This is a genomic window from Seohaeicola sp. (assembly GCF_048006315.1).
Lineage (GTDB): Bacteria > Pseudomonadota > Alphaproteobacteria > Rhodobacterales > Rhodobacteraceae > Seohaeicola.
In genome coordinates this window covers 3,789,607-3,802,610 of the sequence record NZ_CP180350.1, presented here as the reverse complement: position 1 = coordinate 3,802,610, position 13,004 = coordinate 3,789,607, and the positions used below count along the sequence as shown (strand labels likewise).

Annotated in this window: 13 protein-coding genes; 8 read left to right on the top strand and 5 right to left on the bottom strand. The window is 66.0% G+C overall.

The window, feature by feature from the left end:
* Positions 1-16: 16 nt before the first annotated feature.
* Both ACMUJL_RS18795 and ACMUJL_RS18790 read right to left on the bottom strand, forming a co-directional pair.
* Positions 17-184 (bottom strand): DUF2256 domain-containing protein, encoded by a 168-nt coding sequence (locus tag ACMUJL_RS18795; protein ID WP_375571758.1) that lies wholly within the window; start codon positions 182-184, stop codon positions 17-19.
* Between the two features lie 5 nt (positions 185-189).
* On the bottom strand, positions 190-1,698 hold the full coding sequence (locus ACMUJL_RS18790; RefSeq protein ID WP_416914392.1) for an FAD-binding domain-containing protein: 1,509 nt from the start codon (positions 1,696-1,698) through the stop codon (positions 190-192).
* 151 nt (positions 1,699-1,849) lie between these two features.
* Between ACMUJL_RS18790 and pepN the strand changes: the two genes are divergently transcribed.
* Both pepN and ACMUJL_RS18780 read left to right on the top strand, forming a co-directional pair.
* Positions 1,850-4,402 (top strand): aminopeptidase N, encoded by a 2,553-nt coding sequence (gene pepN, locus ACMUJL_RS18785; protein WP_375571764.1) that lies wholly within the window; start codon positions 1,850-1,852, stop codon positions 4,400-4,402.
* Positions 4,403-4,460: 58 nt separating this feature from the next.
* Entirely contained in the window at positions 4,461-4,895 is a 435-nt protein-coding gene (locus ACMUJL_RS18780) for a hypothetical protein (RefSeq protein ID WP_375571766.1), read from the top strand.
* Here ACMUJL_RS18780 and ACMUJL_RS18775 read toward each other — a convergent pair.
* Positions 4,874-5,602 carry a transglycosylase SLT domain-containing protein gene (locus ACMUJL_RS18775; protein ID WP_375571768.1) on the bottom strand — a complete coding sequence of 243 codons (729 nt, stop codon included), beginning with the start codon at positions 5,600-5,602 and terminating at the stop codon, positions 4,874-4,876. The two genes, ACMUJL_RS18780 and ACMUJL_RS18775, sit on opposite strands and share 22 nt — an antisense overlap.
* Before the next feature lie 161 nt (positions 5,603-5,763).
* Between ACMUJL_RS18775 and gatB the strand changes: the two genes are divergently transcribed.
* The 3 genes from gatB to ACMUJL_RS18760 all read left to right on the top strand — a co-directional run bounded on the left by gatB (position 5,764) and on the right by ACMUJL_RS18760 (position 8,337).
* Positions 5,764-7,275, top strand: coding sequence for an Asp-tRNA(Asn)/Glu-tRNA(Gln) amidotransferase subunit GatB (gatB, locus tag ACMUJL_RS18770; protein WP_375571770.1), 1,512 nt, complete (start codon positions 5,764-5,766; stop codon positions 7,273-7,275).
* Positions 7,276-7,312: 37 nt separating this feature from the next.
* On the top strand, positions 7,313-7,792 hold the full coding sequence (locus tag ACMUJL_RS18765) for a thioesterase family protein (protein ID WP_068286721.1): 480 nt from the start codon (positions 7,313-7,315) through the stop codon (positions 7,790-7,792).
* Positions 7,793-7,911: 119 nt separating this feature from the next.
* A complete protein-coding gene (locus ACMUJL_RS18760) occupies positions 7,912-8,337 on the top strand; it encodes a DUF4177 domain-containing protein (protein WP_375571772.1) in 426 nt (141 codons plus the stop codon).
* Here the strand turns inward: ACMUJL_RS18760 and ACMUJL_RS18755 are convergent, their stop codons facing one another.
* Entirely contained in the window at positions 8,338-8,595 is a 258-nt protein-coding gene (locus tag ACMUJL_RS18755) for a BolA family protein (RefSeq protein WP_068286726.1), read from the bottom strand.
* Positions 8,596-8,671: 76 nt separating this feature from the next.
* Here ACMUJL_RS18755 and ACMUJL_RS18750 point away from each other — a divergent pair, with 76 nt between their 5' ends.
* Entirely contained in the window at positions 8,672-9,298 is a 627-nt protein-coding gene (locus tag ACMUJL_RS18750) for a J domain-containing protein (RefSeq protein ID WP_068286729.1), read from the top strand.
* 27 nt (positions 9,299-9,325) lie between these two features.
* On the opposite strand, the gene ACMUJL_RS18745 is transcribed toward ACMUJL_RS18750, so the two are convergent.
* A complete protein-coding gene (locus ACMUJL_RS18745; protein ID WP_375571775.1) occupies positions 9,326-9,778 on the bottom strand; it encodes a MarR family winged helix-turn-helix transcriptional regulator in 453 nt (150 codons plus the stop codon).
* Positions 9,779-10,063: 285 nt separating this feature from the next.
* On the opposite strand from ACMUJL_RS18745, the gene cobS reads away from it, so the two are divergent.
* Together cobS and cobT are read left to right on the top strand one after the other, a co-directional pair.
* Positions 10,064-11,050 carry a cobaltochelatase subunit CobS gene (gene cobS, locus ACMUJL_RS18740; protein WP_375571777.1) on the top strand — a complete coding sequence of 329 codons (987 nt, stop codon included), beginning with the start codon at positions 10,064-10,066 and terminating at the stop codon, positions 11,048-11,050.
* Positions 11,051-11,128: 78 nt separating this feature from the next.
* Entirely contained in the window at positions 11,129-13,003 is a 1,875-nt protein-coding gene (gene cobT / locus ACMUJL_RS18735) for a cobaltochelatase subunit CobT (protein WP_068286740.1), read from the top strand.
* Position 13,004: the final 1 nt, after the last annotated feature.

The following is a 13,004-nucleotide window of genomic DNA, read 5'->3' as shown; positions in this document are numbered from 1 at the left end:
TTACCAATGCGGCAGGTCAGGCCGCAGGGGGCTTGGCCCCCTTGGCGGCCTTGCCTTTTTCGCCCCGGCACCGGTCCGAGCAGTAGCGCACCTCGTCCCAGACCCTTGCCCATTTCTTGCGCCATGTGAAAGGCCGCCCACAGGTCGCGCAGGTCTTCTGCGGCAGGTCGGATTTGCGTCGCATCGCCATCAGAAATCGAACCCCATCTGCCGGTCATCCTTCTTCAGCCGGACCGGGTCGCGCTGAAACCGGCCCTTGGCATCCTTGCGGCTGGCATGCTTGCGCACCACCCGCGCCGCCTGCGCCCGGAAACCGTCGCCCTGCCGCACCGCCCAGACCCGGTCGCGCGCCGCCGCCGCGGCGGCCTTCACATCGACCACCGGCGCGGGATAGCGCAGGCCCGAGGCCCCGTCCCAGCGCCACGGCTCCTGCAGCAGCGCATCGGGCACATCCGCCAGTTCCGGCAGCCAGACCCGCGTGAAGGCGCCCGTCGGGTCCTGATCAAGCCCCTGCTTGACCGGGTTGTAGATGCGGATCGTGTTGATGCCCGTGGTGCCGGATTGCATCTGTACCTGTGACCAGTGGATGCCGGGCTCGTAATCGGTGAACATCCGCGCCAGGTGCTGCCCCGTGGCGCGCCAATCCAGCCAGAGATGATAGCTGGCCACCGCCATCACCATGCTGCGCATCCGGAAATTCAGCCAGCCTGTCGCCGCCAGTGACCGCATGCAGGCATCGACGAAGGGCAAGCCTGTCTCGCCCCTGCACCAGGCCTCAAGCCGCGCGGCATCCGGCATGGCGGGGCGCAGACCCTCGTAGGCGGGGTGCAGGCAGCGCCATTCTAGCGCGGGTTCATCCTCCAGTTTCTGGACGAAATGATCGCGCCAGGCCAGCCGCGCGCGAAACGATTGCACCGCCCCCGACCATCCGTCACCGCCCCCCCGCACCTGCGCCGCGCGCCGCGCCGCCGCCTGGTCGGCCTCCCGTAGGGAGAGCGTGCCGAAGGCGAGATGCGGCGAAAGGCGCGAACAGGCCGTGGCCCCGGCAAGCGGCGAGGACATGGCCCGGCGGTAATCCTGCCCCCGTTCGTTGAGAAAACTCTCCAGCAGGGCCAGGCCAGCCGCCCGCCCCCCGGCCTGCCGCTGCGGGGCATCCCCCCCAAGGCCCAGCGCCGCCGCGCCGGGCAAGGGCTGCGCTGCAACCCCGTCCAGCATCCGCGCAGGTCCCGGCACCGCAAGGGGCTGCGCCATGAAACGGTCCCGCGCCGCGGCCCAGCCATCGCGCCCGCGCAGCCGCCGCACCACGCCCGATTGCGGCAGTTCCTCCCATGTAACGCCCTGCCCGCGCGCCCAGGCCGCCACCGAAAGGTCGCGCGCATGGCTCCAGCCATTGCCGGTTTCCTCGTGGCTGATCAGCCGGGTGATGCCATGTTCCCGGCGCAACGCCTCCAGCACGGGCACAGCCTCGCCCACCCGGATCACAAGGCGCAACCCGATGCGCGCCAGCTGGTCCCGCAGATCGACAAGGCAGTCGCGCAAGAACCCGTAATGACGCGCATCGGCATCGGGCTGGCGCCACAGATCCGGCTCGACCAGGTAAAGCGGCAGCACCGGCGCGCCCTCCTGCGCCGCAAGCGCCAGGCCCGGATGATCCGCCACCCGCAGATCCCGCTTGAACCAGAGTATCGTGCCCGTCATGCCCTGCGATCTAGCGGGCCGCAGCCAAAGGCAACGCCGCGCTGCTTCTTCTTGCCAAAAATATCCAAATCCCCCGCCGCCACCCGCGCCCCCATTGCGAAGCCATACCCCGCGCCCTACCCTCAGGGACAACAACACCCCGAGGAGAGCCATGAAAGACGCAGCCCCCAGCCCCGTGTTCCTGTCCGACTACACGCCTTTCGGCTACCTGGTGGAGGATGTGCACCTGACCTTCCGGCTGGATCCGCAGGCCACGCGCGTGATCAGCCGCATCCGGTTCCGCCCCAACCCCGACAGCACGGACCGTCGTTTTTTCCTGCATGGCGAGCAGTTGAAACTGATTGACGCGCGCATCGACGGCGCGCCCGTCACCCCCCAGATCACCCCGCAGGGCCTGAGCTGCGACGTGCCCGACGCCCCCTTCACCTTTGAGGCCGAGGTCGAGATCGCACCGGCCGCGAACACGGCCCTCGAAGGGCTTTACCAGTCCAACGGCATGTATTGCACCCAATGCGAGGCCGAGGGGTTTCGCAAGATCACCTATTACCCCGACCGCCCCGACGTGATGTCGGTCTTCACCGTGCGCATCGAGGGCACCGAACCGGTCAAGCTGTCCAATGGCAACCCGGTGGCGCAGGGCGAGGGCTGGGCCGAATGGCACGATCCCTGGCCCAAACCGGCCTATCTCTTCGCGCTGGTGGCGGGCGATCTGGTCGCCCATGCGGATCGCTTCACCACCGCCTCGGGCCGCGACGTGGCCCTCAACATCTGGGTCCGTCCGGGGGACGAGGATAAATGCGCCTTCGGGATGGAGGCGCTGAAACGCTCGATGACCTGGGACGAAGAGGTTTACGGGCGCGAATACGACTTGAATATTTTCAACATCGTGGCCGTCGATGACTTCAATATGGGCGCGATGGAGAACAAGGGATTGAACATTTTCAACTCATCCTGCGTTCTGGCCTCGCCCGACACCTCGACCGATGCGAATTACGAACGCATCGAGGCGATCATCGCGCATGAGTATTTCCACAACTGGACCGGCAACCGCATCACCTGCCGCGACTGGTTCCAGCTTTGCCTCAAGGAAGGCCTGACCGTCTTCCGCGACGCGCAGTTCACCTCCGACCTGCGCTCGGCCCCGGTCAAGCGGATCGCCGATGTCATCGCCCTGCGCGCGCGCCAGTTCCGCGAGGACAACGGCCCGCTGGCCCATCCCGTGCGCCCCTCCAGCTTTGTCGAGATCAACAATTTCTACACCGCCACGGTCTATGAGAAAGGCGCCGAACTGGTCGGCATGCTCAAGACGCTGGTGGGCGATGATGCCTATGCCAAGGCGCTCACCACCTATTTCGACCGCCATGACGGTCAGGCGGTGACGATCGAGGATTGGCTCAAGGTGTTCGAGGATGTGACCGGCCGTGACCTTGCGCAGTTCAAGCGCTGGTATACCGATGCAGGCACCCCGCGCCTTGCGGTCACCGACAGCTATGCCGATGGCACCTACACGCTGACCTTCCGGCAGGTGACGCCCCCCACCCCCGGCCAGCCCGACAAGACGCCGCGCGTCATTCCCATCGCGGTGGGACTGCTCAACCCCAACGGGGACGAGGTTCTGCCCACCACGCTGCTGGAAATGACCGGGGCCGAACAAAGCTTTTCCTTCGCCGGGCTTGCCACGAAACCCGTGCCCTCGATCCTGCGCGGATTTTCCGCGCCCGTGATCCTCGAACGCGCGACCGACAATGCCGAACGCGCCTTCCTGCTGGCCCATGACACCGACCCTTTCAACAAATGGGAGGCCGGGCGCGCCCTGGGACGGGACATGCTGATGCGGATGGCGCGGGCGGGCATCGATGCCGATGCAGCCTATCTCGATGCGCTCCGCGCCGTGCTGCGCGACAACAGCCTTGATCCCGCCTTCCGCGCGCTGGCGCTGCGCCCGCCCGCCCAGGACGATATCGCGCAGGCCCTGCATGACGCAGGCCACAGCCCCGACCCCCAGGCCATCCACGATGCCGCGGATCGCCTGGGCCAGCAAATGGCAGGGCATATGGCCGATCTTCTGCCGGGCCTCTACCAGGCGATGACCGTGCCCGGCCCCTATGCGCCGGATGCCGATGCTGCCGGCAAACGCGATCTGCAGGGGCTGGTGCTGTCCCTGCTGACGCGCCGCGACGCGGGCGCCCAGGCCCGCGCGCAATTCGCAAGTGCCGACAACATGACCCAGCAACTGACCGCGCTCTCCTGCCTGATGGCGCGCCAGATCGGGGATGCCGAAAGCCGGGCCTTCCACGACCAGTGGCGCCATGACCGGCTGGTGATGGACAAATGGTTCGCCCTGACCGTCGCCCATGCCCGCCCCGAAGATGCCGCCGCCCGCGCCACGGAACTGGCGGCGCATCCCGATTTCAACATCCGCAACCCCAACCGCTTCCGCGCCGTCTTCGGCGCGCTGGCGGGGCATGCGGCGGGCTTTCACCATGCGTCCGGCGCGGGCCATGCGACCATGGCGGACTGGCTGATCCGGCTTGACCCGATCAACCCGCAAACGACCGCGCGCATGTGCGCCGCCTTCGAGACATGGCGCCGCTATGACCCCGCGCGCCAGGCCCATGCGCGCGCCGCACTTGAACGTATCCTGGCCACCCCCGACCTCAGCCGCGACACGACCGAGATGGTCAGCCGCATTCTGGGGACATGACAGGAAAGGACCGCGCCCTGTTTCTTCTTGCTGCAAATATCCATCCGGCCCCCGCCCCATGACGCAACCGCTGCTGGATCATCGCATCACCGGGCGCAACAGGCGCACCGCGCTGGCGCTGGCGGGGGTCTGGATCATCCTTGTCCTGCTGCTGGTGGTTCTGGATGCGGCGGGATGGATCGTGGCGGGGCTGGCCCTCTTCACGCTGCCCGCGCTGTGGGATCTGCTGTCGGATCGCGCGTCCGGACTGCGGCTGACCCGGCAGGATCTGCACTGGTTCAGCGGCGCCAAGGCAGACACCATTCCGCTTGCGCGGATCAAGGCGGTGCGGCTGGACCGGCGGCTGGACCTCAGCTACCGGGTATCGGTCGTGCTGCATGACATGCGCCGCATCCGGCTGCCGCAGGACTGCGTCCCGCCCATCCCGGTCCTGCAGGACGCCCTGACGCACGCCGCCCTTCCGGTCGAGCGTCACCCCTTCTCGCTGCTCTGATCCGCCACCAACCCTGCGGGCCGCGCCTTGGGCCGCACGGCAGACAGGGGCGTGCAATAGCTTTGCCGCCTCAGCCAGCCCTGCATCTGGTCGCGTTTGGCGGCGCTGCGCATCGGGCCCCAGTCGGCGGCGACCCCGCGCCAGCGATCCGTCTGCTGGGCAATCACCCCGTCACGGGGCACCGTCCGCGCCATGATCCGCAAGCCGCAGGACAGGTTCGCCGCCCCGTTTTGCAGCGCAGCGCCGCTGCGCGCCGCACAGCCATAGCCCTGCGCCGTGGCGGGCAGGATCTGCAAGAGCCCGTGATAGAGCCCGCCGCCCCCCACCGCGCCCGCGCGCTGCCCGCTTTCATGCCGCGCCAGCGCCGAGGCGAAGCCGGCCCAGAAGGCCCGCCGCTGCGCCGCGTCCGCACCACGATAGGCCGGGCACCAGGCGTCGATGTCGCGTGGCACGGTCTCGGTCAGGGCGCTGGCATGGCCTTGCAGCGCCGACAGCGCGGCGCGGGTCCAGATCGCCGTGTCGCCCTGCCGTCCCCAGGCCATGCGCGGCAAGGCCTCGCTTCGTGCGCGGGGGCGGGTCGCCGCGATGGCGACGGGACCGGATGTGGACAGGTTGGGCTGGGCCGTCACGGCCCCGCGATCCTCTGCCGCGGACAGGGGCAGGGACAGGCAAAGACAGAACCAGACAAGACCAAGCCGCAGCAGCATTGCGGCAGACTGCCCGCAATGCCCGAGTCGCAACAGCCCCCGCGTCAGCCACAGGCGCCTTGTTGCCGATGCGCGCACGGCGCGGCTGTGGCCGCTGCCCCCTTGCCCCGCCCCCGCCCCTGTCCTAGAACGCCTGCACGGCATGACAAAGGACCGCACCGATGCTTGATCTGACCTATGAGACCCCGAAACCCCGCGTCATTTCCGGCGCGAAGCAGGATTGGGAACTTGTGATCGGGATGGAGGTCCATGCGCAGGTATCCTCGAACGCCAAGCTTTTCTCGGGGGCCTCGACGAAATTCGGCAACGAGCCCAATGCCAACGTGTCCTTCGTGGATGCGGCGATGCCCGGCATGCTGCCTGTCATCAACGAATACTGCGTGGAACAGGCGGTGCGCACTGGGCTGGGCCTGAAGGCGCAGATCAACCTGTGGTCCGCCTTTGACCGCAAGAACTATTTCTATCCCGACCTGCCGCAGGGCTACCAGATCAGCCAGCTTTACCATCCCATCGTCGGTGAGGGCGAGATTCTGGTCGAGATGGGCCCCGGTGTCGCCCGCCTTGTGCGGGTCGAGCGGATTCACCTTGAGCAGGACGCGGGCAAGTCGATCCATGACATGGATCCCAACATGTCCTTTGTCGATCTGAACCGCACCGGCGTTGCCCTGATGGAGATCGTCAGCCGCCCGGACATCCGCGGCCCCGAAGAAGCCGCCGCCTATGTCACCAAGCTGCGCCAGATCCTGCGCTATCTGGGCACCTGCGACGGCAACATGCAGAACGGCAACCTGCGCGCCGATGTGAACGTGTCGATCTGCGCGCCCGGCCAGTACGAGAAATACCAGGCCACCGGCGATTTCAGCCATCTGGGCACGCGCTGCGAGATCAAGAACATGAACTCGATGCGCTTCATCCAGATGGCGATCGAGGTCGAGGCGCGGCGCCAGATCGCCATCGTCGAGGCCGGTGGCGAGGTGGTGCAGGAAACCCGTCTTTACGACGTGGACAAGAACGAGACACGCTCGATGCGGTCCAAGGAAGAGGCGCATGACTATCGCTACTTCCCCGACCCCGACCTGCTGCCGCTGGAAATCGAACAGGCCTGGGTCGATGACATCAAGGCGCGCCTGCCCGAACTGCCCGACGCCAAGAAGGCGCGGTTCATGGGAGATTTCGGCCTGACCGATTATGACGCCAGTGTTCTGACCGCCGAACTGGACGCGGCCAGCTATTTCGAAGCCGTGGCGCAGGGGCGTGACGGCAAGATAGCCGCGAACTGGGTCATCAACGAACTCTTCGGGCGTCTGAAGAAGGACAGCCTCGATATCACCGACAGCCCGGTCAGCCCTGCGCAACTGGGCGGGATCATCGACCTGATCGCGTCTGGCGACATTTCGGGCAAGATCGCCAAGGACCTGTTCGAGATCGTCTATACCGAAGGCGGCGATCCCGCGCAGATCGTCGCGGCGCGCGGCATGAAGCAGGTCACCGATACGGGCGCCATCGAGGCGGCGGTCGATCAGATCATCGCGGAGAACCCCGCGCAGGTGGAAAAAGCCAAGCAGAACCCGAAACTGGCAGGCTGGTTCGTGGGTCAGGTCATGAAGGCCACCGGCGGCAAGGCCAATCCGGCCACCGTCAACCAGTTGGTGATGGAAAAGCTGGGCCTGTGATGGGGGCCCTGCCCCCTGCCTGCGGAAGGAGAGACCGATGAGCATTCCCGCGCCGTTCACATCCTCGGTGATGGAGGTCGAGCCGCAGTGGATCGACTTCAACGGCCACATGAACATGGCCTTTTACAACGTGCTGTTCGACCGCTGCGCCGACGAGGCCTATAGCCTGATGGGCTTTGGCCCCGATTACATCAAGGCGCGCCAGCACACGACCTTCACGGCAGAGTTCCACATCTGCTATGTGCGCGAACTGCATCTGGGCGCGAAGGTGCGCTGCACCTTCCAGCTGATCGCGCATGACGAAAAGCGGTTCCACACATATCAGGAGCTGTGGCACGAGGATGGCTGGCTGGCCGCCACCGGCGAGGCGCTGGGGCTGCATATCGACATGTCCGGCCCCCGCGTCGCCCCCATGCCCGACGATATCCGCGCGAAACTGGCGGCGTTGCAGGCCGCGCATGATGTGCTGCCACGACCCGAACGCGTGGGCCGGTCCATCGCGCTCAAGCGTCGCTAGGATGATCTGCGCGCCCATGCGCGCGATCTGCCGCCGATGATCGGGCCGCCGTCCGGTTTGACTGGAACAGGGGTCGCTGTCCTGCTAGAACCACGCGACCCAGCAAGCAGGACAGGTGCATGAGTTACGAATACCGTGTCATTCCCGCGCCCGTGAAGGGCACCAAGGCCAAGGGCGTCAAGACGACCCAGGAACGTTTCGCCCTGTCCTTGCAGGAAACCATGAACGCCATGGCCGCCGATGGCTGGGAATTCCAGCGCGCCGAAACCCTGCCCTCGGAGGAACGCTCGGGCCTGACCGGCACCAAGACCGTTTATCACAACGTTATGGTGTTCCGCCGTGCGCGCGAGGCCGAACTGGCCGCGTTCCGTCCGCGTCTGCTGGAGGCGCCGACTGATGCCGCGCCAGAGGCGGCGCAGGTCTTTCGCCCGGTCCTGAGCGCCCATGCAGCACCCTCGGACAATGCGCCCGCCGTCCCCTCGCCGCGCGCGCTGTCCGGCAGCCTTGCGCGCAGCGATGACGAGACGCCCGAACCAAAGGCCTGATCAGCCCGAAACATCCAGCGCAAGCGCGTGAATCCGGCCGATCAGGGCGGGCCCCAGCGCGGCATGGATGGCGCGATGGCGGGCGATCCGGTTCATCGGGGCAAAGGCAGGCGCGCGGATGACGACACGAAAATGGCTCTCGCCGCCTTCGGCATAGCCCGAATGACCGCGATGAGCCTCGCTTTCGTCAATGACTTCAATATGTTGCGGCGAAAACGCCGCATCCAGTGCTGTTTTGATCTCGTCTGCCCTGTTCATAATTTTACCTGCATGCCCCCTTCAATCCTTGTGCAAACAGTCTAAACTCTGTGCTCCGAGTCGAAAAGGTGAACCTATGACCAAGCCAGATCCCTTCGGGTTCGACATGTCCGTATCGTCGGCCAAGAAGAAAAATCCACGCGGTCGGCGGGGCATGTCGGGGGCTGTCGAAACCTCGAGCCGGATTTGCGATCACGACGGCTGCCAGGAGGCGGGCAAGTTCCGCGCGCCCAAGGCGCCGGACGTGCTGGATGACTATCTGTGGTTCTGCAAGGACCATGTGCGCGAGTATAACCTCAAGTGGAACTTCTTCGACGGCACCACCGAGGCCGAGATCAACGCGCAGATGTCCAAGGACAAGGTCTGGGAACGGGCCACGAAACCCATGGGCGATCCCGAGGCCCGCGCCTGGGCGCGGCTGGGGATCGAGGATCCGCACCAGGTTCTGGGCAGCAATGCGACGCGCAATCCGGGCAAGTCGATCACCGGGGGCACGCGCAAGCTGCCGCCCACCGAACGCCGCGCGATCGAGATCCTGGAAGCCAAGGACCACTGGACCAAGGCCGAGGTACGCAAGTCCTACAAGGCGCTGATCAAGGTGCTGCATCCCGACATGAACGGCGGCGACCGCAGCCAGGAAGAGCAGCTGCAAGAGGTCGTCTGGGCCTGGGACCAGATCAAGGACAGCCGCAACTTCAAGTAGGCAAGGCGCGCGGCGATCGGGCGCCTGTCAGGCCTGGGCCAGATCGCCGTCATGGACGGCGAGCTGCGCACGCAGCCTGAGCATCGTTGCGGTGGCCTGTCGCACCTCGGCCATGTCGAGGCCCAGTTCGGCAAAGATCTGCGCGGGGATCTCGGCGCAACGCGCCGCCACATCCCGGCCCGCATCCGTCAGGAACAGGTCCACCCGGCGCTCATCCGCAGCACTGCGCGCCCGGCGCACCAGCCCCATCGCCTCGATCCGCTTGAGCAGCGGCGACAGGGTGTTCGTCTCGAGGCAGAGGTCGCGCGCAAGGCTGCCCACATGCTGCCCATCGGCGTGATGCAGGCGCAACATCACCAGGTATTGCGGATAGGTCAGCCCCAGAGGCGTCAGAAGCCGCTTGTAATAGCGGGTAAACGCGTGGCTGGCCGCATAGAGATTGAAGCACAGCATCGCATCGGGTTGCGGGCTTTTCGCCATTGTCGCCGCTCCGGTCTGGCAGGGCCGAGTTGGGTCTGGGTCATATCGGTCGATATCGGTCCGCCGACTATACTGTCCGGGTCTTTTTCCACAAGCCAAAGTCGCTTCGCCCGCCTGTGGTCAAAATCGCGTCATCCGATCACGATGGCACTCGGCGCGACCGAAGGCGGCGGAACGGAAAACGGCGGCCCCCCTTGCCCTTGCCCGGATTATGTTGCACCAAACCTGAAAGCGACACAAAGCGATGCATGCGGGCCGGCGGCCCGCGACGGGAAGGACAGCTCCATGGCCGACGGCATGATCGACATCAACGCAAAACCCACCGAAGACATCTCGGTCCGCGAGGTCTTCGGGATCGACACCGATATGGTCGTCAGGGGATTCCCCGAACGGACCGCGCGCGTCCCCGAGGAAGACAGCACCTACAAGTTCGACCCGGACACGACCCTGGCGATCCTTGCAGGCTTCAGCCACAACCGCCGCGTGATGATCCAAGGCTACCACGGCACGGGCAAGTCGACCCATATCGAACAGGTCGCCAGCCGCCTGAACTGGCCCTGCGTGCGCGTCAACCTTGACAGCCACATCAGCCGGATCGACCTGATCGGCAAGGATGCGATCAAGCTCAAGGACGGCGTGCAGGTCACCGAATTCCAGGAAGGCATCCTGCCCTGGGCGCTGCGCAACCCCACCGCCATCGTCTTCGACGAATATGACGCAGGCCGCGCCGACGTGATGTTCGTGATCCAGCGCGTGCTGGAAGTGGACGGCAAGCTGACGCTGCTGGACCAGAACGAGGTGATCACCCCGCACAAGTATTTCCGCCTGTTCGCCACCGCGAACACCGTGGGCCTGGGCGACACCACCGGGCTTTATCACGGCACCCAGCAGATCAACCAGGGCCAGATGGACCGCTGGAGCCTGGTGGCGACGCTGAACTACCTCAGCATCGAGGCCGAGACGAATATCGTGCTGGCGAAAAACCCGCATTACAACACCGACAAGGGCCGCAAGACCATCAAGCAGATGGTCACCGTCGCGGACCTGACGCGCACCGCCTTCATGAACGGCGATCTGTCCACCGTCATGAGCCCGCGCACCGTCATCGCATGGGCCCAGAACGCCGAGATCTTCCGCAACGTGGGCTATGCCTTCCGGCTGACCTTCCTGAACAAATGCGACGAGCTGGAGCGCCAGACCGTGGCCGAGTTCTACCAGCGCCTGTTCGACGAGGAATTGCCGGAATCGGCGGCCAGCATGGCGATGAAGTGATCGGACGGCGCGCCCGCCCGCCGGGTGGAGGCGCGCCAGTCCAGGCCCAAGCGGCCGCAGTGCGACCGGAGAGGTGAGATGAGCAAACCGACAGACAACCCCGCCGATCCGTTCAAGAAAGCCCTGGCCGAGGCGACCAAGGTCATGGCCCATGACCCGGAGCTGACCATCAGCTATTCGGTCGATCCATCGGGCCTGTCGGGCGATGCGATGCGCCTGCCCCAGGTCAGCCGCCGCATGACCCGCGACGAGGTGCTGCTGGCGCGCGGCACGGCCGACGCGCTGGCGCTGCACCGCCGCTATCACAACGATGCCACCCACGCGCGCTATGCCCCGCCGGGGCAAATGGCACGCGAGCTTTACGAGGCGATGGAAACCGCCCGCTGCGAGGCGATGGGCGCGCGCGACATGCCCGGCACCGCCGGCAACATCGACGCCAAGATCGCGCATGAGGCCACGCGCGCGGGCTATGACCAGATCACGCAGGCCTCGGACGCGCCGCTGGCGACTGCCGCGGGCTACATGATCCGGCATCTGGCCACCGGGCGTCCCCTGCCCGCAGGTGCGCAGAACGTCATGGAACTGTGGCGCGGCTTCATCGAGGATCAGGCCGGCGGCACGCTGGACGCCTTGCAGGACAAGCTGTCCAACCAGGCCGAATTCGCCCGTTTCGCCCGCAAGGTGATCGAGGATCTGGGTTACGGCGATCAGCTGGGCGATGACCCGGATCAGCCCGACGACGATCAGGACGATGCCGAGGACAGCGCCGAGCAGCAGGAAGACCCCGACAGCAGCGGTCAGGACGACCAGCAGCAGGAAGAGGCCGAAGCCAGCCCCGAACAGTCCCAGGACGACAGCCAGGACGCAAGCCAGGCACAGGTCTCGATGGACGAGCTGGCCGATCAGGAAATGGGCGAGGATACGGAACTGCCCGATGGCGAGGCCCCGCTGGAGCCGCCCGCGCCGCAGCCCATATCCGATGCGGACCCGAACTATGCCGTCTATGCCACGGATTTCGATGAAGAAATCCTGGCCGAAGAGCTGGCCGATCCGGTCGAGCTGGAGCGCCTGCGCGCCTATCTGGACCAGCAGCTGGACCCTCTCAAGGGGGCCGTGGGCCGTCTGGCCAACAAGCTGCAGCGCCGCCTGCAGGCGCAGCAGAACCGGTCCTGGCTGTTCGACATGGAAGAAGGCATTCTGGATGCGGGCCGCCTGGCGCGGGTTGTCGCCAACCCCACCACGCCCCTGTCCTTCAAGGTCGAGAAGGACACCGAATTCCGCGATACGGTGGTGACGCTGCTGCTGGACAACTCGGGCTCGATGCGGGGCCGCCCCATATCGATCGCGGCGATCTGCGCCGATGTTCTGGCGCGCACGCTGGAACGCTGCTCGGTCAAGGTCGAGATCCTGGGCTTTACCACCCGCGCCTGGAAAGGCGGCCAGAGCCGTGAGAAATGGCTGGCCGAAGGCCGTCCGCAGCAACCCGGCCGCCTGAACGACCTGCGCCATATCATCTACAAATCCGCCGACGCGCCATGGCGGCGGACCCGGTCCAACCTGGGCCTGATGATGAAGGAAGGGCTTCTGAAGGAAAACATCGACGGCGAGGCGCTGGAATGGGCGCATCGCCGCATGATCGGCCGCCCCGAGGCGCGCAAGATCATGATGGTGATCTCGGACGGTGCGCCGGTGGATGATTCCACCCTGTCGGTTAACCCGGCCAATTACCTTGAAAAGCACCTGCGCGACGTGATCGCCATGGTGGAAAAGCGCCGCGCCGTGGAACTGATCGCCATCGGGATCGGCCATGACGTGACGCGCTACTACCAGCATGCAGTGACCATCACCGATGTGGATCAGCTGGCCGGCGCCATGACCGAACAGCTGGCGGGCCTCTTCGACCGCGACCCGCGCGCTCGCGCCCGGATGCTTGGCATGAAAAGGGCCATGTAGG

Bases quoted from the DNA above. Each gene is read 5' to 3' on its own strand.
- ACMUJL_RS18795 (WP_375571758.1), bottom strand. From the start codon at position 184: ATGCGACGCAAATCCGACCTGCCGCAGAAGACCTGCGCGACCTGTGGG.
- ACMUJL_RS18790 (WP_416914392.1), bottom strand. From the start codon at position 1,698: ATGACGGGCACGATACTCTGGTTCAAGCGGGATCTGCGGGTGGCGGAT.
- pepN (WP_375571764.1), top strand. From the start codon at position 1,850: ATGAAAGACGCAGCCCCCAGCCCCGTGTTCCTGTCCGACTACACGCCT.
- ACMUJL_RS18780 (WP_375571766.1), top strand. From the start codon at position 4,461: ATGACGCAACCGCTGCTGGATCATCGCATCACCGGGCGCAACAGGCGC.
- ACMUJL_RS18775 (WP_375571768.1), bottom strand. From the start codon at position 5,602: ATGCTGCTGCGGCTTGGTCTTGTCTGGTTCTGTCTTTGCCTGTCCCTG.
- gatB (WP_375571770.1), top strand. From the start codon at position 5,764: ATGCTTGATCTGACCTATGAGACCCCGAAACCCCGCGTCATTTCCGGC.
- ACMUJL_RS18765 (WP_068286721.1), top strand. From the start codon at position 7,313: ATGAGCATTCCCGCGCCGTTCACATCCTCGGTGATGGAGGTCGAGCCG.
- ACMUJL_RS18760 (WP_375571772.1), top strand. From the start codon at position 7,912: ATGAGTTACGAATACCGTGTCATTCCCGCGCCCGTGAAGGGCACCAAG.
- ACMUJL_RS18755 (WP_068286726.1), bottom strand. From the start codon at position 8,595: ATGAACAGGGCAGACGAGATCAAAACAGCACTGGATGCGGCGTTTTCG.
- ACMUJL_RS18750 (WP_068286729.1), top strand. From the start codon at position 8,672: ATGACCAAGCCAGATCCCTTCGGGTTCGACATGTCCGTATCGTCGGCC.
- ACMUJL_RS18745 (WP_375571775.1), bottom strand. From the start codon at position 9,778: ATGGCGAAAAGCCCGCAACCCGATGCGATGCTGTGCTTCAATCTCTAT.
- cobS (WP_375571777.1), top strand. From the start codon at position 10,064: ATGGCCGACGGCATGATCGACATCAACGCAAAACCCACCGAAGACATC.
- cobT (WP_068286740.1), top strand. From the start codon at position 11,129: ATGAGCAAACCGACAGACAACCCCGCCGATCCGTTCAAGAAAGCCCTG.